Source organism: Streptomyces sp. BYX5S, from assembly GCF_054724165.1.
Genome location: NZ_CM138829.1, coordinates 3,924,286 through 3,949,488, shown reverse-complemented (window position 1 = coordinate 3,949,488; position 25,203 = coordinate 3,924,286). Strand labels below are relative to the sequence as shown.

At 73.3% G+C, this 25,203-nt stretch carries 22 protein-coding genes; 14 read left to right on the top strand and 8 right to left on the bottom strand.

Features of this window, described 5'->3' with window-relative positions:
• Positions 1–27 precede the first annotated feature (27 nt).
• Complete coding sequence (locus tag ACYBSK_RS17885; RefSeq protein ID WP_457478120.1) at positions 28–726, bottom strand: hypothetical protein; 699 nt, start codon at positions 724–726, stop codon at positions 28–30.
• A gap of 187 nt (positions 727–913) precedes the next feature.
• Positions 914–1,207, bottom strand: a complete 294-nt coding sequence (locus tag ACYBSK_RS17880; RefSeq protein WP_457478119.1) for a hypothetical protein — start codon at positions 1,205–1,207, stop codon at positions 914–916.
• A 102-nt stretch (positions 1,208–1,309) separates the two neighbouring features.
• Between ACYBSK_RS17880 and ACYBSK_RS17875 the strand changes: the two genes are divergently transcribed.
• From ACYBSK_RS17875 to ACYBSK_RS17840, 8 genes are all read left to right on the top strand, one after another.
• Positions 1,310–1,801 (top strand): glutathione peroxidase, encoded by a 492-nt coding sequence (locus ACYBSK_RS17875; RefSeq protein WP_457478118.1) that lies wholly within the window; start codon positions 1,310–1,312, stop codon positions 1,799–1,801.
• 63 nt (positions 1,802–1,864) lie between these two features.
• Complete coding sequence (locus ACYBSK_RS17870; RefSeq protein WP_460246808.1) at positions 1,865–3,424, top strand: ATP-dependent DNA ligase; 1,560 nt, start codon at positions 1,865–1,867, stop codon at positions 3,422–3,424.
• A 114-nt stretch (positions 3,425–3,538) separates the two neighbouring features.
• A complete protein-coding gene (locus ACYBSK_RS17865; protein ID WP_457478116.1) occupies positions 3,539–4,024 on the top strand; it encodes a cation:proton antiporter regulatory subunit in 486 nt (161 codons plus the stop codon).
• A gap of 4 nt (positions 4,025–4,028) precedes the next feature.
• Entirely contained in the window at positions 4,029–5,357 is a 1,329-nt protein-coding gene (locus ACYBSK_RS17860; protein ID WP_457478115.1) for a cation:proton antiporter, read from the top strand.
• 148 nt (positions 5,358–5,505) lie between these two features.
• Positions 5,506–7,038 (top strand): MFS transporter, encoded by a 1,533-nt coding sequence (locus ACYBSK_RS17855; protein WP_460246807.1) that lies wholly within the window; start codon positions 5,506–5,508, stop codon positions 7,036–7,038.
• Positions 7,039–7,172: 134 nt separating this feature from the next.
• Positions 7,173–7,715, top strand: a complete 543-nt coding sequence (locus ACYBSK_RS17850) for a hypothetical protein (RefSeq protein ID WP_460246806.1) — start codon at positions 7,173–7,175, stop codon at positions 7,713–7,715.
• Between the two features lie 63 nt (positions 7,716–7,778).
• Entirely contained in the window at positions 7,779–8,279 is a 501-nt protein-coding gene (locus tag ACYBSK_RS17845; RefSeq protein ID WP_460246805.1) for an NUDIX domain-containing protein, read from the top strand.
• Positions 8,280–8,382: 103 nt separating this feature from the next.
• Positions 8,383–9,777, top strand: coding sequence for an NADP-dependent succinic semialdehyde dehydrogenase (locus tag ACYBSK_RS17840; RefSeq protein ID WP_460246804.1), 1,395 nt, complete (start codon positions 8,383–8,385; stop codon positions 9,775–9,777).
• On the opposite strand, the gene ACYBSK_RS17835 is transcribed toward ACYBSK_RS17840, so the two are convergent.
• The 4 genes from ACYBSK_RS17835 to ACYBSK_RS17820 form a co-directional block, all read right to left on the bottom strand.
• A complete protein-coding gene (locus ACYBSK_RS17835) occupies positions 9,752–10,666 on the bottom strand; it encodes an oxamate carbamoyltransferase subunit AllH family protein (RefSeq protein ID WP_460246803.1) in 915 nt (304 codons plus the stop codon). The genes ACYBSK_RS17840 and ACYBSK_RS17835 overlap by 26 nt on opposite strands.
• Complete coding sequence (locus tag ACYBSK_RS17830; protein WP_460246802.1) at positions 10,663–12,165, bottom strand: YlbE family protein; 1,503 nt, start codon at positions 12,163–12,165, stop codon at positions 10,663–10,665. Before ACYBSK_RS17830 ends, ACYBSK_RS17835 begins: the two co-directional genes overlap by 4 nt.
• Before the next feature lie 55 nt (positions 12,166–12,220).
• On the bottom strand, positions 12,221–13,789 hold the full coding sequence (locus ACYBSK_RS17825; protein ID WP_460246801.1) for an acyl-CoA synthetase FdrA: 1,569 nt from the start codon (positions 13,787–13,789) through the stop codon (positions 12,221–12,223).
• Between the two features lie 291 nt (positions 13,790–14,080).
• On the bottom strand, positions 14,081–15,649 hold the full coding sequence (locus tag ACYBSK_RS17820; RefSeq protein ID WP_460246800.1) for a PucR family transcriptional regulator: 1,569 nt from the start codon (positions 15,647–15,649) through the stop codon (positions 14,081–14,083).
• A gap of 202 nt (positions 15,650–15,851) precedes the next feature.
• Between ACYBSK_RS17820 and ACYBSK_RS17815 the strand changes: the two genes are divergently transcribed.
• From ACYBSK_RS17815 to ACYBSK_RS17795, 5 genes are all read left to right on the top strand, one after another.
• Positions 15,852–16,967 (top strand): carbamate kinase, encoded by a 1,116-nt coding sequence (locus tag ACYBSK_RS17815; protein WP_460246799.1) that lies wholly within the window; start codon positions 15,852–15,854, stop codon positions 16,965–16,967.
• Positions 16,968–17,052: 85 nt separating this feature from the next.
• Entirely contained in the window at positions 17,053–18,195 is a 1,143-nt protein-coding gene (locus tag ACYBSK_RS17810; RefSeq protein ID WP_460246798.1) for an acetamidase/formamidase family protein, read from the top strand.
• A gap of 94 nt (positions 18,196–18,289) precedes the next feature.
• Positions 18,290–19,573: an amidohydrolase family protein gene (locus ACYBSK_RS17805; protein WP_460246797.1), complete on the top strand. Its 1,284-nt coding sequence runs from the start codon at positions 18,290–18,292 to the stop codon at positions 19,571–19,573.
• Between the two features lies 1 nt (position 19,574).
• The gene (locus ACYBSK_RS17800) at positions 19,575–20,144 is read left to right on the top strand and encodes a DUF1097 domain-containing protein (RefSeq protein WP_460246796.1); all 570 of its coding nucleotides are present in this window, start codon (positions 19,575–19,577) and stop codon (positions 20,142–20,144) included.
• Between the two features lie 105 nt (positions 20,145–20,249).
• The gene (locus tag ACYBSK_RS17795) at positions 20,250–21,602 is read left to right on the top strand and encodes an esterase-like activity of phytase family protein (RefSeq protein WP_460246795.1); all 1,353 of its coding nucleotides are present in this window, start codon (positions 20,250–20,252) and stop codon (positions 21,600–21,602) included.
• Between the two features lie 22 nt (positions 21,603–21,624).
• Here ACYBSK_RS17795 and ACYBSK_RS17790 read toward each other — a convergent pair whose 3' ends face one another.
• Positions 21,625–21,984, bottom strand: coding sequence for a hypothetical protein (locus ACYBSK_RS17790; protein ID WP_457481783.1), 360 nt, complete (start codon positions 21,982–21,984; stop codon positions 21,625–21,627).
• Positions 21,985–22,105: 121 nt separating this feature from the next.
• Positions 22,106–23,272 (bottom strand): xylose isomerase, encoded by a 1,167-nt coding sequence (gene xylA / locus ACYBSK_RS17785; protein ID WP_457478101.1) that lies wholly within the window; start codon positions 23,270–23,272, stop codon positions 22,106–22,108.
• Between the two features lie 198 nt (positions 23,273–23,470).
• Between xylA and xylB the strand changes: the two genes are divergently transcribed.
• Positions 23,471–24,922, top strand: a complete 1,452-nt coding sequence (gene xylB, locus ACYBSK_RS17780; RefSeq protein ID WP_460246794.1) for a xylulokinase — start codon at positions 23,471–23,473, stop codon at positions 24,920–24,922.
• The last annotated feature ends 281 nt before the right edge of the window (positions 24,923–25,203 follow it).

Here is a 25,203-nt window from a genome sequence, read left to right as displayed (position 1 = left end):
AAACAATTAGATCGCGTGTTCGATTTTCTAGGCAAGTCGGTGCTCGCTCCGCGCGACGCCGGGCCTCGCCACCGCGACAGGGCCTTGGAACCCACTGAGCGTGATGGTGTTGCGCACGAGGGGCCCGTCCGCGAAGCGCAGCCCTTCCCGCACCCGCACGACACGCCCCTCCTCATCGACCCACACCTCGGCGTCGACGGTGGTGACGGACCGCAGATTGCGCCCGCTCGTCCTGTCGACCGTCTCGATCTGACGCGGCGTCAGCTTCCCCGACACACGGACGGGTTCGCCCTCCCGCTGATGGACCCGCCCGCCGTGATCGAGGATGAGCCGCACGAACCGCGGCAGCCGGTCCACCGGAATGCCGCCCTTGGCCGCCGCCGCGGGCAGCACCTGCCACGCGCCCCCGGCACCGACCGCGCGCCGGTACACGTGCTGCCGGGTCATCACCACGTCCTCCGTGTAGTGCTCCGTGACGTCCGTGGTGCGCCCGGTCAGCGGCGCGTTGAGGTTGATACGCCCGTACATGTGCTGCAACCGCTTGCCCTCGGACCGGGTCACGGCGTCGAGCGCGGCCGAGTACGGCGCTTCGGAAGCCGCCCGCAACCGTTCGAGGACCAGCTGCCGCCCGGTCTTCGGGGGCGCGGCGGGCGAAGCGGAGGCGCAAGCGCTGAGCAGCAGCCCGGAGAGCACAAGGATGACGGGGAGGGGCCGACGGTGCGTCACAGAGAATCCTCGAAGTACCGATCCAGGCGCGGCGAAACGCCGGTCCGGGGAACGAATGATCCCCTCATCCTTCGCCACGGACACACCCAACCCCCCACGCCCCCACCAGACGTGACCGGTCGTCCGCCGGACGGTTACCGAATCGCGGCCCGCCCCCGTACAACCCTCGGCCCGAAGGGCGCAGCCGCTACCGCCGGCCCCGGTCGTACCGTGCCCTGGCGAGCCGTCGGCAGATGCCCGTGGCGACCGCCACGCAGAAGCTGATCAGCGTGGCGGTGCCCCAGCTGGACTCGGTCATGACGCCGCCGTTGGCCACGATGCACAGTGACAGCGTCATGAAGAAGGTCATCGCGCAGAGAATGCGCAACGGGACCAGGTACCACGTCGGCTTGGTTTCGTGGGCGGTCGCCTGCCGGACGATGGCGGCGAACTCCCGGTCGATGTCCTCGTTCGAGAAGTCTTCCCTGCGTTCCTCACTCACCGTGCACCCCGTTTCGCTGGGCAACGCCCCCCTCGCCGGATCGTCCCGTGGCCCGCAGGGCGCCGTCAACGCTTCGTCCGACGTCGGCGTACGCTCCGGACCATGACCGTTTACGACGCCGTAGAGATCGACCGCCTCCAGGGCGGTTCCGCAGACCTCGACCAGTACCTCGGCAAGGCCGTTCTGATCGTCAACGTGGCCTCGAAGTGCGGCCTGACGCCGCAGTACACCGCGCTGGAGGAGCTCCAGAAGCAGTACGGGGAGCGCGGGTTCACCGTGCTCGGGGTGCCGTGCAATCAGTTCATGGGGCAGGAGCCCGGCAGCGCCGACGAGATCGCCGAGTTCTGTTCGGCCACGTACGGCGTGACGTTTCCGCTGACGGAGAAGGTCGACGTCAACGGTGAGGCGCGGCACGCGCTGTACGCGCATCTCGTGGGCACCGCGGACGCCGAGGGGCACACCGGTGACGTGCGGTGGAACTTCGAGAAGTTCCTCGTGAACCGTTCCGGCGACGTCGTCGCCCGTTTCTCGCCCCAGACCGCCCCCGACTCCCCCGAGGTCATCGCCGCCATCGAGCGGGAGCTCGCCGCGTAGGGCGTACCGCCGGGTGGCGCGTGTCCCGGTGCGGCCCCGGGCCGGGCGTTGCACCATGGGCCCATGTTGTTCGCCCGGCTCGCTCAGGTGTCCCAGGACGTCGCCGCCACCTCCGCGCGGTCGCGGAAGATCGCGTTGCTCGCGGAACTGTTCCGGGACGCCGAGCCCGATGACGTCCCCATCGTCATCCCCTATCTGGCGGGGCGGCTGCCGCAGGGACGGCTCGGGGTCGGGTGGCGGGTGCTGAGCGAGCGGGTGGAGCCGGCGTCGGAGCCGCGGTTGAGCGTGCAGGACGTCGACCTGCTGATGACCGAGCTCGGGGACGTGTCCGGTGCCGGTTCGCAGGCCGAGCGGAAGCGGCTCGTGGGTGAGCTGATGGGGGCGGCGACCGAGGACGAGCAGAGGTTTCTGTTCGGGCTCGTGACCGGTGAGGTGCGCCAGGGCGCCCTGGACGCCGTCGCCACCGAGGGCCTCGCGCAGGCCACGGGCGCCGCCCCCGCCGACGTACGCCGCGCGGTGATGCTCGCCGGTGGGTTGCAGGACGTCGCGCGGGCGTTGCTGGCGCGCGGGCCGGAGGCGCTCGACGACTTCCGGCTGACCGTGGGGCGGCCGGTGCTGCCGATGCTCGCGCACAGCGCGGCAGGTGTGGTCGAGGCGTTGGAGAAGTTGGAGACATGCGCCGTCGAGGAGAAGCTCGACGGGATCCGGGTGCAGGTGCACCGGGACGGCGACGAGGTGCGGGTGTACACGCGGACCCTGGACGACATCACCGAGCGACTGCCCGAAGTAGTCACCGCCGTAAGGGAGTTCGACGGCGAGCGGTTCATTCTCGACGGGGAGGTCATCGCTCTCGGCGAGGACGGGCGGCCCCGCGCGTTCCAGGAGGTCGCCGGGCGCGTCGGGTCCCGGGTGGACGTCGCGCGGGCCGCGCAGGCGCTGCCGGTGTCCCCCGTCTTCTTCGACGTGCTGTACGTCGACGGGCGCGATCTGCTGGACCTGCCGTTCGCCGAGCGGCACGCGCAGCTGGCCCGGCTCGTGCCGGAGCCGATGCGGGTGCGCCGGGTGCTCGTCGAGGAGACGGGCGACGAGGCAACCGCCCAGGAGGCGCGGCGGTCCGCCGAGGCGTTCTTCGCCGACACCCTCGCGCGCGGGCACGAAGGGGTCGTCGCCAAGGGGCTGGAGGCCCCCTACAGCGCGGGGCGGCGGGGCGCCTCCTGGCTGAAGGTCAAGCCCGTGCACACGCTCGACCTGGTCGTCCTCGCCGCCGAGTGGGGGCACGGCCGACGCACCGGCAAGCTGTCCAATCTGCACCTGGGCGCCCGCCGCCCGGACGGTACGTTCGCGATGCTCGGCAAGACGTTCAAGGGGCTCACCGATGCCCTGCTGGCCTGGCAGACGGAGCGGCTGCGGGAGCTGGCGGTGAGCGACGACGGGCACGTCGTGGTGGTGCGGCCCGAACTCGTCGTGGAGATCGCCTACGACGGGCTCCAGCGGTCGACCCGCTACCCGGCGGGCGTGACGCTCCGCTTCGCGCGCGTGGTGCGCTACCGGGACGACAAGACGGCGCAGCAGGCGGACACCGTGGACGCCGTGCTCGCCGCGCATCCCGCCCTCGGCGCCTGACCGTTTCTTTGCCAATCCTTGGCCCCGTATAGGGTGGCGGACATCCATCCAAAGATGCATCTGCCAACTATTGGCCGCGGGGACCAGCGGCCACGCACGGACAAGGGGAGAGACGTGCCCGCTTCACGCCTGAGCAGGACACCATTGCCGGGGATCGGCTACCGCTACGACCTCACGACCCGCGAACAGCGCCAGCTGTCGGTCGTCGCGCACCGGGACGGCGGGCGCACCATCAGCGCGTACCGCGCGGACGACCCGGACGCCTGTGACCTCTCGATGAAACTGACGTCGGGTGAAGCGGCGTATCTGATCGACGCGTTGATGCCCTCGCACCACAGCCCCAACCTGCTGCACACCACCGACCTGGGTCTGGTCGCCGAGCGCATCGAGGTGCCGGGCGCCTCGGTGTGGAACGGCCGGCTGCTCGGTGAGACGCAGATGCGGACGGAGACGGGAGCGTCCATCGTGGCCGTGCTGCGCCGGGCGGACGCCCATCCGTCGCCGGCGCCGGACTTCCGGCTCGCGGGCGGCGACACCGTCATCGTGATCGGTACGCGCGAGGGCGTCGACGCCGCGGCCGCGATTCTGGGCCGGGAGTGAACGTATGCATTCCGCTGTTTTCCTGATCGAGTTCGGTGCCATCACGCTGGCGCTGGGGCTGCTCGGACGGCTCGCCGGCAGACTCCAGTTCTCCCCGATTCCGCTCTACCTCCTGGCGGGCCTCGCGTTCGGCGAGGGCGGTCTGCTGCCGCTCGGCGCGAGCGAGGAGTTCGTCGCCATCGGCTCCGAGATAGGCGTGATCCTGCTCCTGCTGATGCTGGGCCTCGAGTACACGGCCAGCGATCTCGTCACCAACCTGAAGACGCAGTATCCGGCCGGTCTCGTCGACATGACCTTCAATGCCCTGCCCGGCGCGATCGCCGCACTCCTCATGGGCTGGGGCCCGGTGGCCGCCGTGGTGCTCGCCGGTGTCACCTGGATCTCGTCGTCCGGCGTGATCGCCAAGGTCCTCGGCGACCTGGGCCGCCTCGGCAACCGTGAGACTCCGGTCATCCTCAGCATCCTGGTGCTCGAGGACCTGGCGATGGCCGTGTACCTGCCCATCATCACCGCGCTGCTCGCCGGCGTCGGCTGGGCGGCCGGCGGGCTCACGCTCGCCATCGCGCTCGGCGCCGCGGGTCTCGTGCTGTTCATCGCGGTGCGGTACGGGCGGCACATCTCGAAGTTCGTGTCGAGCGACGACCCGGAGAAGCTGCTCCTCGTGGTGCTGGGTCTGACCATCCTGGTCGCCGGCCTCGCGCAGCAGCTCCAGGTCTCGGCGGCCGTGGGCGCGTTCCTCGTCGGCATCGCGCTGTCCGGTGAGGTCGCCGAGAACACGCACACGCTGCTGTCCCCGCTGCGCGACCTGTTCGCGGCCGTCTTCTTCGTCTTCTTCGGCCTGCACACGGACCCGGCGAGCATTCCGCCGGTGCTGCTGCCCGCGCTGCTGCTCGCCGTGGTCACGGCCTGCACGAAGATCGCGACAGGGTACTGGGCGGCGCGGCGCGCCGGGATCTCCGTCAACGGTCGCTGGCGGGCCGGTGGCGCCCTCGTGGCGCGCGGCGAGTTCTCCATCGTGATCGCGGGGCTCGCCGTCACCTCCGGCATCGAGCCGCGGCTCGGCCCGCTGGCCACCGCGTACGTGCTGATCCTGGTGATCCTGGGCCCGCTGACCGCGCGGTACGTCCAGCCGCTCGCGCAGCGGCTGTTCCCGCGGCGCGCAGCGGTGGCGACGGCCGGCGCGGGCGCGGTGCCCGAGCAGCGCCCGACCGAGCCGTCCCCGCAGGCGGAGCCCGGCCGGGTCGAGCTGGCGAAGTCGGAGGACGAGCCGGACGTCGCCGACGAGGTGTCGAGCACGGACGAGCAGTCGGCCGTGGACGAGCGCATCCGCTGACGCGTTACCGCCCGCGCGGCGGCATCCGACGGGGCCGTTCTCCTGACCGGGGGAACGGTCCCTTTCTCTCTCCAGTCGCCCGCCGTGGGCAGGGCGCTTAGCGTGGTGGGCGACGCTGATCGGGGGGCCGGGTGGTTTGGAGGCCCCTATGGATCGCTCGCCCGACACCTCCCAGGCCGGGTCCGAACCCGGCCCGGAGAGCGCCCCGCCCACCGGTGGCTCCGCGCAGTACGCGAGCGGAGGCAGGCACGAGCACCGCTGGATCATCCTGGCCGTGATCGGCCTGGCGCAGCTGATGGTCGTCCTCGACGCCACCATCGTGAACATCGCGCTGCCGTCGGCCCAGCAGGATCTCGGGTTCTCCGACGGTCAGCGCCAGTGGATCGTCACCGCGTACTCCCTCGCGTTCGGCAGCCTGCTGCTGCTCGGCGGGCGGATCGCCGACCTCGTCGGACGCAAGGCCGTCTTCCTGACCGGTCTGGTGGGGTTCGCGGTGGCCTCCGCCCTCGGCGGCGCCGCGGGCAGCTTCGGGATGCTGGTGCTCGCGCGCGCCCTCCAGGGGGCGTTCGGCGCGCTGCTCGCGCCGGCCGCGCTGTCCCTGCTGACGACGACGTTCACGGACCCCAAGGAACGCGCCAAGGCCTTCGGCATCTACGGCGCGATCGCGGGAGCGGGCGGCGCGGTCGGGCTGCTGCTCGGCGGGGTGCTGACCGAGTACCTGGACTGGCGCTGGTGCCTGTTCGTGAACCTGGCGTTCGCCGCGTTCGCGTTCCTCGGCGGTCTGCGTCTGCTGATCGGCGGGCGGCCCGCGGACCGGCCGAAGCTGGACGTGCCGGGCACGATCCTGGTGTCGGCGGGCCTGTTCTGCATCGTGTACGGGTTCTCCAACGCCGAGACGCACGACTGGGGAGAGTTCCTGGTCTGGGGCTTCCTGGTGATCGGCGTGGTCCTGCTCGCGGCGTTCGCGCGGGTCGAGACGCGGGCCGCGCATCCACTGCTGCCGCTGCGCGTGCCGCTCGACCGGGACCGCGGCGCCTCGTACCTGGCGATGTTCATCGCCGGTGCCGGCATGTTCGGCGTGTTCCTGTTCCTGACGTACTACTTGCAGCAGATCCTGGAGTTCTCGCCGGTGTCGACCGGTGTGGCGTTCCTGCCGATGGTCGCCTGCATGATCTTCTCCTCGATGGTCACGCAGAACTATCTCGCGCCGCGGTTCGGGCCGAAGCCGATCGTGCCGCTGGGCATGGCGCTCGCGGTGCTGGCGCTGATCTGGCTGACGTTCCTCGGCCTCGACAGCGGATACGCCGCCCATGTGCTGCCCCCGACGATGGTGATGGGGCTCGGCATGGGCCTGATCTTCGCCACGGCGATGAACCTCGCGACCTCCGGCGTCGCCGCGCGCGACGCGGGTGTGGCCTCCGCGATGGTCAACACCAGCCAGCAGGTGGGCGGTTCGATCGGTACGGCGCTGCTGAACACGCTGGCCACGACCGCCGCGACCAACTATCTCGTCGGCAAGCAGCCCACGCCGCTGGTGCGCGCGAACGCGGCGATCGAGAGCTATTCGACCGCGTACTGGTGGTCGGCCGCGTTCTTCGCGGTGGGATTCGTCGTGACGCTGCTGCTGTACCGGCCGGGCGCGCCGAAGGTGATGTCGGGTGAGGGCGCCGTGCACATGTGAGGCGGTCCGGGCGCCACCGGTTCGCGCGGCCCATCCACGGGGCATACCCCCTGAGCAAAGTCCGCCGTACGTGCAGGTGCCGGTTCGGACGGTTGCGCCGTGCGGGGTGGACGAGTCGGGGCGAGGGGGACGTCATGCGTGGCGTGCCGTACGAGGCGTACCAGGTGGACAGCGAGCGGCTGGCGACGGCGTTCGTGGAAGTGGCCGACGCCGCCGTGCGAGGTGGTGCGCAGGCCCTGACGGCGCTCGTCGGCAGCTGTGTGTCCCTGCTCGGGGTGGCGTCCGCGGTGGCGGTGCTCCAGCCGCCGGCGGGCCGGGTCGAGGTCGCGGCGTCCGACGCGCGCTGTCTGCGGCTGGAGCGGGCCGCCCTGACCTGGGGCGAGGGCCCCGGCCGGGACTGCCGCGACTCCGCGACGGCGATCAGTGGCGTCCCGCTCGCGCATCCCTACGCGCGCGCCAACTGGCCCTCGTACACGGCGATGGCGCGCAGTCTGGGCTTCGCGTGCGTGGTGGCGGTTCCGCTGCGGGCACCGGACCGGGCTCCGGAGCGGGCGGCGGTCGGTTCCCTGAGCCTGCTGTCGGAGCGGGCGGGGCCGCTCGGGCCGTTGCAGTTGCGGCTGGGGCAGCATCTGGCGGACGCGACGGCGCTGGGGATCGTGCCGCGGGGGCGCGGCTGAGCGCGCGCCCGCTGCCTCGTCGTGTACTCGCGGACACCCGGTGCCTGCACCGAGACTTGAGGCATGGCTGACGGGACGAGGCGAACGAAGCGCAGTGCGGGCCTGCTTCTCTTCCGGCGGACGGCGGAAGCGGTCGAGGTGCTGCTCGGGCACATGGGCGGCCCGTTCTGGGCGCGCAAGGACGCGGGGGCGTGGGGTGTGCCGAAGGGCGAGTACGAGCCGGGCGAGACGGCGTGGGAGGCGGCGCGGCGCGAGTTCCAGGAGGAGCTGGGGCTGCCGCCGCCGGAGGGGGCCGCGCTGCCGCTGGGCGAGACGGTGCAGTCCGGGGGCAAGCACGTGACGGTGTGGGCGGTGGAGGCGGACCTGGACCCGGCGGACATGGTGCCGGGGACGTTCACGATGGAGTGGCCGCGGGGTTCGGGGCGTACGGCGGAGTTCCCGGAGCTGGACCGGGTGGCGTGGTTCGGCCTGGAGGCGGCGCGGGCCAGGATCGTCAAGGCGCAGACGGTGTTCCTCGATCGGCTCGCGGAGCAGCTGCGATCCGGGCCCCGGGAGCACGTCTGACGTGCGGGCGAGCGGGTACTCGGCGGTCCGTCCGCAGCCCGCGTTGCGCAGGTCGGTGGCGCGCGGGAAGGTCGAAGAAATCGCGCAGAGGAGGTCGGCAGCCATGCCCATCGCGACGGTCAACCCCGCGAGCGGCGAGACGCTCAAGACATACGACGCCCTGTCGTCGCAGGACATCGAGCACAGGGTGGCCCTCGCGGCCAGTGCCTTCGACTCGTACCGGAAGACGACGTTCTTCGACCGGGCGAGGCTGTTGCAGCGGGCCGCCGACCTGCTGGAGGCGGACGCGCCGGACATCGCCCGCGTGATGACGACGGAGATGGGCAAGCCGGTCGCGGCGGCCCGCGCCGAGGCGCTGAAGTGCGTGAAGACGATGCGCTGGTACGCGGAGAACGCGGCGCGGCTGCTGGCGGACGAGCATCCGGCGGACGCCGATGTGAAGGACTCCGGGGCGGTGCGGGCGCAGGTGCGGTACCGGCCGCTCGGGCCGGTGCTCGCGGTGATGCCGTGGAACTTCCCGCTGTGGCAGGTCGTGCGGTTCGCTGCGCCCGCGCTGATGGCGGGCAACGTGGGCCTGCTCAAGCACGCGTCGAACGTGCCGCAGACCGCGCTCTACCTGGAGGATCTGTTCCGCCGGGCCGGGTTCCCCGAGGGCTGTTTCCAGACGCTGCTGATCGGGTCCGGCGCGGTCGAGGACATCCTGCGCGACGAGCGGGTGGCCGCGGCGACACTCACGGGCAGTGAGCCCGCCGGGCGTTCCGTCGCGTCGATCGCGGGCGACGAGGTCAAGAAGACGGTGCTGGAGCTGGGCGGCAGCGACCCGTACGTGGTGCTGCCGTCGGCGGACGTCGCGAAGGCGGCCAAGACGGCCGTGACGGCGCGCGTGCAGAACAACGGGCAGTCGTGCATCGCGGCGAAGCGGTTCATCGTGCACGAGTCGGTGTTCGAGGAGTTCCGGGACGCGTTCGTCGCCGGGATGCGGGAGCTGCGGGTGGGCGATCCGCTCGACGAGGACACGGACGTCGGTCCGCTCTCCAGCGAGCAGGGGCGCAGCGATCTGGAGGAGCTGGTCGACGACGCGGTCGAGGCCGGGGCGACGGTGCTGTGCGGCGGGCAGCGCCCCGAGGACTTCGCCGACCGGGGCTGGTTCTACGAGCCGACCGTCATCGCCGACGTGACGCCGGAGATGCGCATTCACCGGGAGGAGACGTTCGGTCCTGTGGCGACGCTGTACCGGGTCGCGGACCTGGACGAGGCGATCGCCGTCGCCAACGACACGCCCTTCGGGCTGAGTTCCAACGTGTGGACGCGGGACGAGGACGAGATCGAACGGTTCGCCCGCGACAGCCAGGCCGGTGGTGTCTTCGTCAACGGCATGACGGCCTCCCACCCGGCGCTCCCCTTCGGCGGCGCGAAGCGCTCCGGTTACGGGCGTGAGCTGGCGGACCACGGCATCAAGGAGTTCTGCAACGTCACCACGGTGTGGATCGGGGCGTGAGGGAGGCGGCCGGGCGCCGCGGTGACGTCCCCGGCGGTTCGGGGCGTGGTCGTGCGCCCGGCCTGTCGGCGCGCGATCCGGCCGTCGGCCCGGACCGGTCGAGGCGGGCCGTCGCGCACAGGCCGTGCAGGAGGTCGTTGCCGGAGGTGTGGCCGACGGTGCTCAGGTCGGCGACCGGTGGGCCGAGGTCCGCGCAGGTGGCCGCGGCGCGCAGCACCGCCGCCACCTGCGGAACGCAGTAGCCGTCGGCCGCGTGGCGCAGGAGCGCGGCGGAGACCGGGGCGGTCCGGGCGGCGGCCTGACCGGCCGTGTCCAGCAGGACGGGCAGCCAGTGCGGCGGCCGGAGCGGTAGCCGGGCGGCGAGCAGCAGTCCGCACAGGAAGTCGTCGCCGGACGGGGTGGCGCCGGGGCCGAGCCCCAACAGGGCGTCGGCGCGGCGCCGTTGAGCACTCGGCGTGCCGTGCGCGAGGGCGCGGACGAGCGCGGTGGCGGCGCGGCGGGCCTCGGCGGCGAGCGGCCGGGGCGGGCGCAGCGCGGCGAGCCGTTCGAGCACGGGGCCGCGCGGGGTGTCCTGGGCGCGGGGCGGCGCCCAGAACTTCCCCGCGGTCAGGTACAGGTGCCCGACCGCGAGGCGCCCGCCCCCGACCCGGCCCGTGTTGCCGACCGCGAGACCGTCGAACGGCCGCTCCCCCGCGGCGCGCGGCACGACCACCGCGGTCGGCACCCGCACGGCCCGCGGCGTCACGACGGCGAGCGGGGCGTCGTCCCCGTACGGCGCCAGGTACAGCGCCTGCCGGGCGACGGCCACGACGCGCGCCGGGCGGGCGGGCCCGGCGAGGAGGTCGCGGGCCAGGGTGCTGACCGTGCACGGGAGCAGTGCGGGGCTCATGGGCGGGAGTCGGGGGCGGTGGGGGTTGGGCCGTCGTCAGGAACCGTGTGGGCTCCTTCGGTGTCGTCCGTCTCCGGTACCCGCAACGCCGCCAGTGCCTTGCGGAAGCACTCGGACGGGGCGTGGGCGAGGCCCGCGCCGATCTGGCCGATGCCGGGCTCGCGGTGGGCGATGCCCGTGGTGACGACGGGTTCGATACCGGTGTCGAGGACGGCGCGCAGGTCGATGCCGACGGGTGCGCCGATGCCGCCGAGGGCGGGCAGCCGGTACGCCTCGTGGCGCGCGAGCGTGATCCGGGCCATGTCGCGGCTGGTGCGCAGCGCCTCCCGGGCGGTGCCGCCGACGAATCCGGTGATGGCGGGCGCGGCGGCGAGGGCGAAGCCGCCGAGGCCGTTCGTCTCGGTGATGGCGCTGTCGCCGATGTCGGGGTTGGCGTCCTGGGGCCCGTATCCGGCGAAGTACAGACCCCGCACCTCGGCGGCCGGCGCCGTGAACCAGGCATCACCGAGTCCGCTGACGCGGATGCCGACCTCGACACCGTTGCGGGCGAACGCCGTGACGAGCGTGGAGTGGGCGACGCCGTGGGCGGCGGACGTGGCGAGTTTGGCGGCAGCCATCGAGAAGTTGAGGAACCAGTAGTGGTTCGCGGCGAGGAATTCCAGGACGTCGGGGCCGTACGGGACGCGGGCGAGGGGTGCGGCGAGTTCGCGCAGCAGCAGGGCGGAGGCGGCGGTGTTGCGGCTGTGGCACTCGTCGCCCATCTGGAGCGCCTGGGCGACGACGGCGCGCAGGTCGACGCCGTCGGGCAGCCCGGCGAGGACCGTGCGCAGGGCGGGTGCCAGGATGTCGGCCATCCAGCGCAGGCGTTCCATCACGTCGTCGCCGAGCGCCCCGTAGCGCAGGCAGCGGCCCGCGCCCTCGTTGAGGTTGGCGTAGGCGCGGCGTCCGGTGCCGGGGTCCTCGACGACGAGCACGGGCATCGACGGGGACGTGATGCCGCCCATGGGGCCGACCGCCTCGTGGTGGTGGCACGGTTCGAAGCGCAACGCGCCGGAGTCGGCGAGGAGTTCGGCCTCCTGTGGTGTGTCGGCCCACCCTTCGAGGAGCGCGGCGCCGATGACACCGGCGCGCATCGGGCCGCACATGTCGGCCCAGGCGATGGGCGGTCCGGCGTGCAGCAGGACGCGTTGGCCGGTGGCCCGGTCGTCGAGCACCGGCAGGACGTCCCGGGCGGTGCGTACGTCGCGCCAGACGGGGCGCACGGCGAGCAGCCGGCCGACGGCGACCCGGTTGGCGGCCTCGATCCTTTCGTGGCCGGTGAGTTCGGCGAGCTTCCAGGCCAGTTCGGGGTCGCCGCCGGCCGGGGGCCGCCAGTCGAGCGTGGTGACGTGGGCGCCCGCGGTGCGGGGCACGTCGGCGAAGTCGGCGACACCGACGGCGGCGACACGGGGCGCGGCGGCGCCAGCGCCGAGCAGGTCGGGCACGGGGTGCGGGATCATGTACGGCCTCCTGGGCGGGGATCGGGGTGACGGGCGGCAAGGGCGGCGGGGCCGGTCATCGCCCCGGCCGGCCCGAGGACGTCAGCTCGCCCGCGTCCCGCCGCGCGTTCACGGCCGCGGCCACCAGGGCGACCGCCCACTCGGCTGCGTCCGTGCTGGTCGGTGCGAGGTGGGCGCCCGCTCGTGCCAGGCGGGACCGCACCGCGGACACGTTCTGCGGGTCGCCTTCCGTACCGACGGTGAACGCGACGACCGGCGGCCGTCCCCGCTCCCCCGCCCGTTCCAGTTCGGCGGCGAGCGGCCCGGCCGGGTCGGCGCCCGCGCCGTGTCCGCAGACGACGTCCAGGACGACGGCCGCCGTCCTCGGATCGGAGAGCGCGGCCCGCAGATGGGCCGCGCGGACCGTCGGATCGATCATCGGGTGGGGCCGACCGGCGGTGTAGGCGTCGTCGCCGAGGTCGAGCACCAGGTGCCCCTCCGGCAGGTCGATGTCCCGTCCGGGCACGTACGGCGCGACCTCGGTGGCGGCTGCGGGCAGCAGGTGCCGCGCCTCGTGCGCGAAGGTGCCGCCCGCGTACAGGGCGCGCAGGTACCGGCCGGGCCCCGGGGTCACCGGCGGAGGCGTCCACGGTGTCGTGGGTGCGCCGCCGAGTCTGCGCAGCGCCTCACGGGCGGCGTCCCGCAGCGCGCCGACCACGGTCACCGGCCCGCGGACGACCGGGCGTTCGGTTCCGAGGAACGCGGCGACGACGGGCTTGCCGGTCCGTGCCGCGTGCGCGAGGACACGCTCGGCGACCTCCGGGGCGGGCGGCTTGGACACCAGGACGATCAGCTCGCAGCCGGGGTCGGCCGCGAGGAGGTCGAGGGCGTCGTGCGTGGTGCGCGCGCCGACCTCGGCGCTCAGGTCGCGGCCGCCGGTCCCGATCATCTGCCGTACGCCCTCGCCGGCCGCGTCCAGGAGGCACGACACCTGTTGCAGTCCCGTGCCGGAGGCGCCGATCAGGCCGGTGCGGCCGGGCCGCAGCACGTTGGCGAAGCCGAGCGGGACGCCGTCGAGCATCCCCGTGCCGCAGTCCGGGCCCATCGCGAGGAGGCCGCGCCGGTGGGCCTCTTCCTTGAGCCGGATCTCCTGCTCCAGCGGCACGTTGTCGCTGAAGACGAAGGCGTGCATGCCGGAGCGCAGCGCTTTGAGGGCTTCGGCCGCGGCGTAGGGGCCGGGCGTGGAGATGAGCGCGAGGGAGGTCGCCGGGTCGGCCTCGACGAGGGCGCGCGGCGTGGGGGCGTCGTCCGACTCCTGGCGGTCCTCGGCGGGCTGTTCGAGCAGCGCGGGCACTTCGCTCACCGCGTGCTCGATCGCCTCGGCGGTGCCGCGCAGCGCGACGATCAGGTCGGCGGGGCGGGCGGCGCGGCCCTCGTCGGTGAGCAGTCCGGCGTCGGCGAGCAGCCGCAGGTTCGGTGCGGTCGCCATGACGAGGCTGGCGGCCGTGATGCCGGGCAGCGCGGTGAGGTGCTGGGCGGCGCGCATGAGGGCGACGGAGTCGGCGTAGGCGTCGGGCCGCACGGTGTTCGACGTCCGGGGGGTCGGGGCGGGTGCGCCATCGGTGGCGGGCGGGATGGGCTCCATGGCGTCGACGCTACGGTCGGCCGGGGGGTGGGGTCTTCGGCGAGCGGTGCCAGTGGGTGGGTGTGGATCACCGGCAGTGGGTGACAGTGACCTGGCGGGTGGGGTGGGTTCGGTGTGGGCCGGGCCGGGGCTGGGCGGCGCCGATCGGCCAGGTGGTCCGTCCTGCGTCACGGGGCGCTGCCCCGGACCCCGCTCCTCAATCGCCGGAGGGGCTTAATTTAGGGCCGGCTTCTCGAACGCGGCCGAGGCTTGGGTGGGGCGCTCCTCAATCGCCGGAGGGGCTTGACTGGTTCAGTGGGCGCGGGCCGTGAGGAGGCGGTGGGCGTGGATGGCGAGTTCGGTTTGGAGGCGGCGCATGGGGTCCTTGTCGGGGGCGCCGGTGAGCCGTTCGATCTGCTTGAGGCGGTAGCGCAGCGTGTTGTAGTGCACGTGGAGTTCCTCGGCCGCCTCGACGCCGTTGCGGTCGTGGCGCAGGTACACGGTGAGGCTGTGGACGAGACTGCCGTCGTGCCCGGCGTCGTACGTGAGGAGCGGGCCGAGCGCGTCGTCGACGAGTGCCTGGAGTTCGCCGGCGGGCAGCTGGTCGAGCAGTCGGTAGACGCCGCTCTCCTCGTGGAGCCGGACGAACGACCGTGCCGGGCCTTCGAGTTCGCGGCCGAGGGCGAGCGCGCTGAGCGCCTCACTGTGGCTGAGGTGCAGTTCGGTGAAGTCGTCGCGGACGGTGCCGGCCGCGACGGCGACCACCCGGCCGGGGCACGCGGCGGTGACGGCGCGGCGCAACTCCTCGCAGAGGCGGCGCAGTTCGACGCCGTCGGGCGCCACCAGCGCGGTGAGGCCGCCGGGGGTGCCCCACGCGGGCGTGTGCGCGCCGAGCGCGGTGCGGGCGGCGGCGAGCAGGCGCTCCTCGGTGAGGCGGACGCCACCGCCGTCGAGGGGCGCCGCGGCCTCGACGACCACGGCGGCGCGGGGCCGTTCCAGGTCCCAGCCGAGCGCCGCGGCACGCCGCGCCGACTCCGCGCGGTCGCGCGGCGGATGCGAGACGAGTTCGGTCAACAGCAGTGTGCGGTAACGGCGTTCACGCTCGGCGAGTACCCGTTCCTGCACGGCGAGCATGCCCGCGAGGCTCGCCACGTGGTCGGCTGCGGTCGTCCACTCCTCGTCCGGTACGCAGCCGGGCCCCGCCCACAGGGCGACCTCGCCGCCGCCGCGATGCCCGACGGTGATGGGCCGGGTCACGGACGCGGGGGCGCCCTCGGGCACGTCACCGGCCGCCGCGAGGACCGCGCCGTCCGGGCCGCGGATGGCGGCCGGGCAGCCGGTCTCCCCCGCCAGCAGCACGACGAGCTCCCGGTAGGAACCGCCGCCGAGCACCGCCTGCGAGAGCCGGTCGCGCAGCGCCTGCGAGCGTTCCAGGCTGAGGGCCTGGCGGTTGAGGACCGTGCCGATGACCTCGGAGAGGATGTCGTTGAGCATGACGTCGCCGGGCAACTCAACGATGGGGAAGCCCAGTTCGTCGGCGCGGCGCAGCATCGGGGCGGGCAGCCGCGGCAGGTAGGGGCCGACCTTCACGCCGAGGGCGGCGAGACCGCGGTCGGCGAGTTCGGGCACGAGGCCGATGAGGGCGCGCTCGTCGTCGCGGACGGCGTACGCGGTGGTGAGCAGGAATTCGCCGCCGCGCATCCAGCGGATGATGTCCGGCACTTCCATGATGTTCGCGACCCGGATGGGGCGCCGCGCACCCCGCTCGCCGGCCGCGAGGCGGGCCCCCGCGAGCGCGGGCAGCTCCAGCGCCTGGGCCACGGTCAAAGCCGCGGCCCCGGCTGGGCGGGGCGCCGTCGCGGTGCGCGGAACAGGGGTCACGCAGCTCACTATGGGCGCCCTTCCGGGGGCTGTAAACGCTCGTGACGCAAGGTTGTATACGATTTACGGGTGGGACGGCGCCGCGCCGCCCCGGCCCCACCGACTCGCCTCCGAGGCACTGTCAGCGAGCGTCAACGCCCTCGCGCACACGCTGGCACCGACTGCCCATGACCACCGCGTCCGGCGTTCCTATCGTCCTGGCATGCCTCCTGGAACCGCGCCCTCACCAGCCGCTTCCCCCGTCCGACCGGCGGCCGCGCCCCGTCCCGCGGCCCCGGTCACGGTCCTCGCCATCGGCGGCAACGCGTTGCTGACCGGTGGCCCGCGCGCCACCATCGCCGAACAGTTCGCCGCCGCCCGCCAGTTGGCCCGGCCGGTCGCCGAACTCGTCCGCGCGGGGCACCGCGTGGTCGTCACGCACGGCAACGGCCCCCAGGTCGGCTTCATCAAACGCCGCGCCGACCTCGCGGCCGAGCTGGCCCCCGAACTGCCGGTGCTCGACCTCGACATGTGCGTCGCCGACTCGCAGGGCAGCCTCGGCTACATCCTCGTCCGCGGACTGTCCGACGCGTTGCCCTCCGGTTCCCGGCCCGTCGCGCTGCTCACGCACACCGTCGTCGACCCGGACGATCCGGCCTTCGCACGGCCCACCAAACCGATCGGCGCCCCCTACGACCGCGCGGAGGCGGAGCGGCTCGCCGCCCGGTTCGGGTGGGCGGTCGCGGACGACGCGGGGCGGGGCTGGCGGCGCGTGGTGCCGTCGCCCGCACCGCGGGCCGTCGTCGAACTCGACGCCATCGCCGCGCTGTTGGACGCCGGGCACGTCGTGGTGGCGGGCGGGGGCGGTGGCATCCCGGTCACGCGCGGGGCCGACGGGACGCTGTGCGGGGTGGAGGCGGTCGTCGACAAGGACGCGACCTCCGCGCTGCTCGCCTCGGCGCTCGGCGCGGACGAACTGATCGTGATGACGGGCGTCGAGCGCGTCGCCCTCGACTGGGGCACCCCTCGCCACCGCGACCTGGACCGCATGGACGCGGCGCAGGCCCGTGAGCATCTGGCCGCGGGGCAGTTCCCCGAGGGCAGCATGGGGCCGAAGGTGCGGGCGTCGCTGGACTTCCTCGCGTCCGGCGGGCGGCGCGTACTGATCACGTCGCCGGGCGCCCTGAGCGAGGCGCTCCGCGGCACGACGGGCACGCGGATCGTCCCGACGCCCGAAACCGTCGACTCCCTCGCTGACGCCACGGCCGCTGCAACCGCCCCTGCCCCTGCCCCCGCCCCCGCCCCCGCCGCGAGCAACACGACGGGTTCGGAGCCGTAACACGCCAGAAGCAAGATCACCGCTCAGTTCCCTGTCCCGCCTCCGCCCCGACTCCCCCTTCATCACCTCACCGAGAGGACCCCTTGTGCCCCTGACCACCGGCGTCGGCCCCGCCCCCACGCCCGAGCCGCTGCCCCTCGACGGCCGCCACCACCTCGCGACGACTCCGGACACGGCCCGCTGGGGCGAGCTTCCCCGCGCGGACAGCGCCCCGGTGCTGAAGGTCGACGACGGCGACACGGTCACCCTCGACCTCGTCTCGCACGAGGGGATCCTGCCGGACCAGGGCCGCGACCCGGTGGAGTTCTTCGGCGCCTACGGCGTGGCTCCGCACCACGTGCCGCGCGACGCGCAGGTGATCGCCGCATCGGACCTCGGGCGCGGCCCGGAAGGTCTGCCCGGCCCGCACATCGTGACCGGTCCCGTCGCGGTGCGCGGCGCCCGGCCCGGCGACCTGCTCGCCGTACGCACCCTGAGCCTGCACCGCCGCACGCACTACGGCATCGTCTCCAACCGCCACACCCGCGGCTCGCTACCCGGCGAACTCCCGTATCCGGACAACGAGTTCACCGGCCCCGACACCCGGCGCGCGGCCGAGGGCACGGTCTCCTCGTTCTGCACGGTCGAACGGGACGGCGCCGGAGCCGAGTTCGGCGTGCTGCGCTGCACACCGACGCTGAACGCCCGGTTCCCGCTCGGCCCGTTCGTCGGGCTGATGGGGGTGACGGACGACGGCGCGGACACGCACAGTTCGGTGCCGCCCGGCGCCTTCGGCGGCAACCTCGACATCAAGCACCTGACCTGCGACTCGACCCTGTACCTGCCCGTACGCACCGAGGGCGCGGGCTTCTACGCGGGCGACCCGCACTTCGCCCAGGGCAACGGCGAGGTGGCGCTGACCGCGCTGGAGGCACCGCTGCGCGCCACGTTCCAGCTGTCGGTGGTGCGGGGCGCCGCGGCGCGCAGGGTGACCGGGCTGCTCGGGGAGCCGTTCGCCGAGACCCGTACGCACTGGGTCGCGCTCGGGCTCGACGCCGATCTCGACGAGGCGATGCGGCAGTGCGTGCGCTCCGCGCTCGGCTTCCTCACCGCCCGTACCGGCATGGACCGGGCCACCGCGTACGCGTATCTCAGCGCGGCGGCCGACTTCGAGGTCTCGCAGGTGGTCGACCAGATCAAGGGCGTCCACTGCCTGATCCGCAAGGCGGACTTCCCCGCCGGAGCGTAACCGCACCACCCCCAGGACACACCCGCACGCATCGCACCCGCACCCGCACTTGCTCTGTCACGCATGTCTCGACCACTGATGAGGAGAATCCGTCGTGACCGCTCTGCTGCTGCGCCACGCGCGTGTGGAGGTCTCGCCCGATCCGACCGACATCCGTATCCTCGACGGCCGGATCGACGCCATCGGCCCCGATCTCACCCCACCGGACGCCCCGGGCGCCGAGGTGCTCGACTGCGCCGGCCGGGTCGTCCTGCCCGGCCTGATCGAGGCCCATCTGCACCCGGACAAGGCGCTGCTCGACGGGTTGACCCCGGAGGGCACCGGCTCCCTCGCGGACGCCATCCGGATCACCGCCGAGCTCAAGGCGGGCTTCACCCACGACGAGGTACGCGCGCGTGCCGAGCAGGTGCTGCGCATGTGCGTCCTCAACGGCACCACGGTGATCCGCGCGCACCCCGACGTCGATCCCGTGGCGGGCCTCACAGGACTCAACGTCCTGCTCGAACTGCGCGAGAAGTGGGAGGCGTTGGTGACCCTCCAGGTCGTCGCGTTCCCTCAGGAGGGGATCCTCAAGGCGCCCGGCGCGGAGAAGCTGCTGCGCGAGGCGCTCGACTCAGGCGCCGATGTCGTCGGCGGCTGTACGTACAACGAGGCGTCCCTCACCGACTGCCACCGGCATGTGGAGCTGGTGCTCGACCTCGCGGCGGAGTACGGCGTGCCGGCCGATCTGCACGCCGACTTCGGTGACGACGCCGCCGACCCGCGGTTCGCGCTCGCCGAGTTCATCGCGGCCCGCACCGCCGAACGCGGCCTCCAGGGCCGGGTGACGCTCGGCCACGCCACCTCGCTCGGCGGCCGCCCACCCGCCGAACGGCTGGCCGCCCTGACCGCGCTCGCGGCCGCCGGGGTCGCGGTCGTGCCGCTGCCCGCGACGGACCTCTTCCTGGGCGGCCGGGGCGACGACACGGCGCCGCGCCGCGGTCTCGCACCGGTGCGCGAGCTGTGGGCCGCGGACGTGCTCACCGCGTGCTCCACCAACAACATCCGCAACGCGTTCACCCCGTACGGCAGCGGCGACGTCCTGGAGACCGCGCTGCTGCTCGCGCGGATCGCCCAGTTGTCGGGCCCGGCCGAGCTGCGGCGGGTGCTGCGCATGGTGACGTACGACGCCGCGCGCGTGATCGGCATCCCGGAGGCGGACTACGGGGTGCGCGAGGGGGCGGTGGCGGACCTCGTCGTCCTGGACACCCGCGACCACGCCACGCTGCTCCTGGACCGGCCGGCGCGCACGGCGGTGGTCAAGGCGGGCCGGGTGGTGGCCCGTTCGGCCTTCTCGGCGGAGCTCGACGGATCCCTCATCGCGGGCGGGGTGGCGTGACATGGCGGAGACGACGACCGGGACGACCCCGGCGACCCCGGTGACACCCGTGGTCCGGGAGCGGATCCCGCACGAGATCGTGGCGTCGGTGCTAGCCGCGACGACCGCGTTCGTGGGTGGGACCGCACTGCACCTGCCGCCGTGGGCGATCTTCATCTCGTGGGCGGGGACGTTCATGCTGGGCGGGCCGAGCCTCGCCAACGCGCGCCGGTTGTGGTGCGCGATGCCGGTGGGATCCACGTACGCGCTGCTCATCGTGTTGCTGGAGACGAACGCGGGCACGGCGTTCGGGGAGAGTCAGTTGGCGCGGAACGCGTTCGGGGCGGTGTGCATCCTCGTGCTGAACAGCGCGCTGATGTACACGGGCCGCATCAGGTTCTTCTCTCTCATCCCGGGCATGTTCTTCGGCTTCGCCAGCTACTTCGCGACGTTCTTCGGCGGCTTCGGCTACGACGCGGGCAATCCGTGGGCGGCGTGGGTGTGCGTGGTCGCGATGAACGCGCTGGGGCCCGTGTACGCCTGGCTGTCGGTGAGGCTGGCGTTCCCGGTGGAGATCAAGTCGCCTTCCTGAGCAGTCCTGTTCACCCGGGCGTCATCCCGCGTTCGAGGTGGGGGCCGAGCGTGTGCGCCGTACACCGTTTCAGGTGTGCGCCGTTCCAGCGCCGCAGGAGGCCCCATGTCCCCGCTCGTCCCCGGCAAGCGCCGCACCGTCGCACTGACCGTCGCGGCGGGGGTGCCTCTCGCCGCCCTCGTGGCGCTGGGGCTCGCCCCGGCCGCGACGGGCGCGTCCGCCGGCTCCGGTTCGGCGGAGGTCACGGGCAGCGCGACGCTCGGCGACATACCGCTGGGCGGATTCAGCAACGCCCTGCTGCCGGGCTCGGTGGACAACGACCGGGGCGTGGACCTGGGCGGCATCGGCTCCGACCTCTACCCGGCGGGTCGCACGGGCGAGTTCTGGACGGTGACGGACCGCGGCCCGAACGGCCAGATCAAGGTCGACGGCACGAAGCGCCGCACGTTCCCCGTGCCCGGTTTCGACCCGGCGATCGTGAAGATCCGCGTGAGTGGCGACACGGTGAAGGTCCTCGACGCGATCCCGCTCACCACGAGGTCGGGCAAGCCCGTCACCGGCCTGTCGAACCAGGAGGGCCGGGACGAGAAGCCGTACTCGTACGACGCCCGGAGCCCGCTCGCGTACGACCCGAACGGTCTCGACACCGAGGGCGTCGTGCGGGCGGCGGACGGCAGTTTCTGGCTGGTCGACGAGTACGGGCCCTCGCTCGTGCACGTGTCGGCGGACGGCCGGGTCCTCGCCCGGCACGTGCCGAAGGGGCTGAACCTGAGGGGCGCCGACTACCGGGTCGTCGAGTCGCTGCCGTCGGTGCTGCTGCACCGGAAGGTCAACCGGGGCTTCGAGGGGCTCGCTCAGCTGCCGGGCGGCGACCTGGTGCTGGCGGTGCAGAGCCCGCTGTCGCTGCCGGACGAGGACGCGGGCGAGGCGTCGCGGACGACGCGGCTGCTGCGGTTCTCGCCGAAGAGCCAGGCGGTCACGGCGGAGTACGCGTACCGGTTCGACCCGGTGGGCGAGGTGGACCCCGGTGAGGACGACACGTCCGAGCTGAAGATCTCGTCCGTCGTCGCGGTCGGCGGGAACCGGCTGCTGGTGGAGGAGCGCACCGACAAGGCGGCCCGCCTCCAGGAGGTGCGGCTCACGCGCGGCGCGGACATCCTCGGGCAGCGCTGGGACGACGCCACCACGTCGCCGTCGCTGGAGCAGGTGCCGGACCCGGCGGCGAGCGGTGTTCCGGTTCTCGACAAGCGGCTCGTGGTGGACCTGGGCACGGTCGACGGCGTGCCGGACAAGATCGAGGGCATCGCGCTCGCGGGCCGGAACACCCTGGCGCTGATCAACGACAACGACTTCGGGATGACCGACGGTGCGGCGGCGTTCGACGCGGCCGGGCGGCTCGTGGACAGCGGCGTCGAGACGAAGGTGACGTACGTGAAGCTGCCGAAGGGCGCCCTGTAGGGGCCGGGCCCGACGCGGGGGGTCAGCCGAACAGATCCGTCGGGAGCTCGCTGGGCAGCTCCGAGGGCAGCTCGCTCGGCAGTTTGCTGGGGAGTTCGCTCGGCAGCTCACTCGGCAGCGAGGACGGCAGCTTGCTCGGGACGCTCAACGAGGGCGTGGCCCGCTCGCTGCTCTTGTCGGGGGCCTTCTCGTCGCCGCCGGAGGAGCCGTCGCGGGTCGTCAGGAGGACCGTGGCGCCCACGATCACCACGAGGGCGAGGAGCACGGCGACGATCAGGAAGCGGCGCCGGTCGGGTCGCTGCGGCCCGTCGGGCGGCGGCGCGCCGAAGCCGCCTCCGGGCGGTGGGGCGTCGCTCGGCGGCGGGGGCTGCTGCGGCGGCATCGGAGGCACGGACACTCCTCCAGGATTGCCGCACCGGGGCCAACATGCGAGCCCCTGGGGGAAGTTGGCCGACCGGGCATCCGGGCCCGGCCGTCCAACCCTCCCCGCGGGTGTCCTCGCGTCAGCCGCGCACGCCCAGCAGGTGGTCCATCGCCAGCTGGTCGAGGCGCTCGAAGCCCATACCGCGCTCGGCGGCGGCGTCGACGTCGAACTCCTCGAAGGCGCTCTTGTCGGCGAGCAGCGCGGACAGGCCGTCGGCGGCGGTCGGCTGCGCGAGCTGGTCCAGGCGCGAGGCGGCCAGGGCCTCCTGGACCTCCGGGTCGTCGCGGAAGGCGGCGGCCCGGTCCTTGAGGATCAGGTAGTTGCGCATGCAGCCGGCGGCCGAGGCCCACACGCCCTCGAAGTCCTCGGTCCGCGGCGGCTTGAAGTCGAAGTGCCGCGGGCCCTCGTAACCGGCCTGTTCCAGCAGGTCGACGAGCCAGAACGCGGCGCGCAGGTCACCGGCGCCGAAGCGCAGGTCCTGGTCGTACTTGATGCCGGACTGGCCGTTGAGGTCGATGTGGAACAGCTTGCCCGCCCACAGGGCCTGGGCGATGCCGTGCGGGAAGTTGAGGCCCGCCATCTGCTCGTGACCGACCTCCGGGTTCACGCCGAACAGCTCGGGCCGCTCCAGGCGCTCGATGAACGCGAGGGCGTGGCCGACGGTCGGCAGCAGGATGTCGCCGCGCGGCTCGTTGGGCTTCGGCTCGATGGCGAACTTGAGGTCGTAGCCCTGTTCGGTGACGTACTCGGCGAGAAGGTCGAAGGCCTCCTTCATGCGGTCGAGGGCGTCCCGGACGTCCTTGGCGCCACCGGACTCGGCGCCCTCGCGGCCACCCCAGGCGACGTAGGTCTGCGCACCGAGCTCGGCGGCGAGGTCGATGTTGCGGATGACCTTGCGCAGGGCGTAGCGGCGTACGTCGCGGTCGTTGGCGGTGAAGCCGCCGTCCTTGAAGACCGGGTGCGTGAACAGGTTCGTGGTGGCCATCGGGACGACCATGCCGGTGGCGTCGAGGGCCTGCCGGAAGCGCTTGATGTGCGACTCGCGCTCGGTCTCGGAGGCGCCGAAGGGGATCAGGTCGTCGTCGTGGAAGGTCACGCCGTGGGCGCCGAGCTCGGACAGGCGCTGCACGGACTCGACCGGGTCGAGCGCCGGACGCGTGGCGTCGCCGAACGGGTCACGGCCCTGCCAGCCGACGGTCCACAGACCGAAGGTGAACTTGTCGTCAGGAGTGGGCTGGTACGTCATCTCGCGGCTCCCTCGCCGTTGCCCGGCGGCGCTGCACATGGGGTGCGGCCACCTATTTCGTCATGGCGCTTTACAAATTAGTATGCGGGAACGCCGCTGGGAAGAGCCGACGGCCCTTCGGGGCACAATCGCGAAAAATCGCGATCCGACGACCGCCCCTCAGGGCGCCATTTCCACACAAACGTTCAGGAGAGCCGCATGTCAGCTGCCGATGGACCCCTCGTCGTAGGAGTCGACAGTTCCACGCAGTCCACGAAGGCCCTGGTCGTCGATGTGGCCACGGGCGCGATCGTGGCGAGCGGGCAGGCGCCGCACACCGTGACCTCGGGTGCGGGCCGCGAGAGCGATCCGGAGGAGTGGTACGGGGCGCTGCGCGCGGCGCTCGCCCAGTGCGGCGACGCGGCCCGGGGCGCGTCGGCGGTGTCGGTGGGCGGGCAGCAGCACGGGCTGGTGACGCTGGACGCGCGGGGGCGGCCGGTGCGGCCCGCGCTGCTGTGGAACGACGTGCGCTCGGCGCCGCAGGCGCGCCGCCTGGTGGACGAGCTGGGCGGGGCGAAGGTGTGGGCGGAGCGGTTCGGGATCGTGCCCGCGGCCTCCTTCACGGTGTCGAAGTGGGCGTGGCTGGCCGAGCACGAGCCGGAGGCGGTCCGCGCCACGGCCGCGGTGCGGCTGCCGCACGACTACCTCACGGGGCGGCTGACCGGTGACGGCACGACCGACCGGGGCGACGCGTCCGGTACGGGGTGGTGGGCGTCGGCGACCGAGGCGTACGACGAGGACGTGCTGGGGCGGGTCGGGCTCGACCCGGCGCTGCTGCCGAGGGTCGTCGGGCCGGGCGAGGTCGCGGGCACGGTCCACGCCGCGGACGGCGACCTGCCGTTCGCCAAGGGCACGTTGGTGGCGGCCGGTACCGGTGACAACGCGGCCGCCGCGCTCGGCCTCGGCCTGCTGCCGGGTACGCCGGTGCTGAGCCTGGGCACCTCGGGCACGGTGTACGCGGTGTCGCGGAACCGGCCGGCCGATCCCACCGGCACGGTCGCCGGTTTCGCGGACGCGCGCGGTGACTGGCTGCCGCTGGCCTGCACGCTGAACTGCACGCTCGCGGTCGACCGGATCGCGGCGCTGCTGGGCCTGGACCGGGAGGCGGTCGAGGCGGGCGGCACGGCGACGATCCTGCCGTACCTGGACGGCGAGCGGACCCCCAACCTCCCGGACGCCTCGGGCCTGCTGACGGGACTGCGCCACGACACGACGGGCGGGCAGCTGTTGCAGGCGGCCTACGACGGCGCGGTGCACGCGCTCCTCGCCGCGCTCGACCAGGTCCTCGACGCCGACCCCGACCCGACGGCTCCCCTGCTGCTCATCGGCGGCGGGGCGCGCGGGACGGCCTGGCAGGAGACGGTGCGGCGCCTCTCCGGGCGCGCGGTGCAGGTGCCGGAGGCCCGCGAACTGGTCGCCCTGGGCGCGGCAGCCCAGGCCGCCGCCCTCCTGACCGGCGAGGACCCCGCCGCGGTCGCCCGCCGCTGGAACACGTCCCAGGGCCCCCTCCTCGACCCGGTCCCCCACCGCGACGAGACGACGATGAACCGGATCTCCGGGGTGCTGGAGGGGGCGGGTGCGTTGCTGGGAGGTGGCGGCGCGGAGAGCTGAGCGAGGTCCTACGACGGGGCCCGCCACCTCAAGCCCCTGCCACCCTCGCAGCGCACGCTCGGAGACCGGGCCCCGCCACCTCAAGCCCCGGCGGCCCTCGCCACGCACGATCCGAGGCCGAGCCCCGGCAATTCAAGCCCCTGCGGCGATTGAGCAGCGGGGTCCGGGGCGGAGCCCCGTGGGCGTGGGCCGGGTGGGCGTGGCCCGGGTGGGCGCACTCGACGGACACCTCAGCACACCCACGTTCGGAAGACCCCACCTCTCCTCCCCTGGGAGCATGT

What these genes read in the sequence shown, in the direction of transcription:
- ACYBSK_RS17875 (WP_457478118.1), top strand. Translation starts at nt 1,310, where the DNA reads ATGACCGTTTACGACGCCGTAGAGATCGACCGCCTCCAGGGCGGTTCC.
- ACYBSK_RS17870 (WP_460246808.1), top strand. Translation starts at nt 1,865, where the DNA reads ATGTTGTTCGCCCGGCTCGCTCAGGTGTCCCAGGACGTCGCCGCCACC.
- ACYBSK_RS17860 (WP_457478115.1), top strand. Translation starts at nt 4,029, where the DNA reads ATGCATTCCGCTGTTTTCCTGATCGAGTTCGGTGCCATCACGCTGGCG.
- ACYBSK_RS17855 (WP_460246807.1), top strand. Translation starts at nt 5,506, where the DNA reads ATGGATCGCTCGCCCGACACCTCCCAGGCCGGGTCCGAACCCGGCCCG.
- ACYBSK_RS17850 (WP_460246806.1), top strand. Translation starts at nt 7,173, where the DNA reads ATGCGTGGCGTGCCGTACGAGGCGTACCAGGTGGACAGCGAGCGGCTG.
- ACYBSK_RS17845 (WP_460246805.1), top strand. Translation starts at nt 7,779, where the DNA reads ATGGCTGACGGGACGAGGCGAACGAAGCGCAGTGCGGGCCTGCTTCTC.
- ACYBSK_RS17840 (WP_460246804.1), top strand. Translation starts at nt 8,383, where the DNA reads ATGCCCATCGCGACGGTCAACCCCGCGAGCGGCGAGACGCTCAAGACA.
- ACYBSK_RS17835 (WP_460246803.1), bottom strand. Translation starts at nt 10,666, where the DNA reads ATGAGCCCCGCACTGCTCCCGTGCACGGTCAGCACCCTGGCCCGCGAC.
- ACYBSK_RS17830 (WP_460246802.1), bottom strand. Translation starts at nt 12,165, where the DNA reads ATGATCCCGCACCCCGTGCCCGACCTGCTCGGCGCTGGCGCCGCCGCG.
- ACYBSK_RS17825 (WP_460246801.1), bottom strand. Translation starts at nt 13,789, where the DNA reads ATGGAGCCCATCCCGCCCGCCACCGATGGCGCACCCGCCCCGACCCCC.
- ACYBSK_RS17815 (WP_460246799.1), top strand. Translation starts at nt 15,852, where the DNA reads ATGCCTCCTGGAACCGCGCCCTCACCAGCCGCTTCCCCCGTCCGACCG.
- ACYBSK_RS17800 (WP_460246796.1), top strand. Translation starts at nt 19,575, where the DNA reads ATGGCGGAGACGACGACCGGGACGACCCCGGCGACCCCGGTGACACCC.
- ACYBSK_RS17795 (WP_460246795.1), top strand. Translation starts at nt 20,250, where the DNA reads ATGTCCCCGCTCGTCCCCGGCAAGCGCCGCACCGTCGCACTGACCGTC.
- ACYBSK_RS17790 (WP_457481783.1), bottom strand. Translation starts at nt 21,984, where the DNA reads ATGCCGCCGCAGCAGCCCCCGCCGCCGAGCGACGCCCCACCGCCCGGA.
- xylA (WP_457478101.1), bottom strand. Translation starts at nt 23,272, where the DNA reads ATGACGTACCAGCCCACTCCTGACGACAAGTTCACCTTCGGTCTGTGG.
- xylB (WP_460246794.1), top strand. Translation starts at nt 23,471, where the DNA reads ATGTCAGCTGCCGATGGACCCCTCGTCGTAGGAGTCGACAGTTCCACG.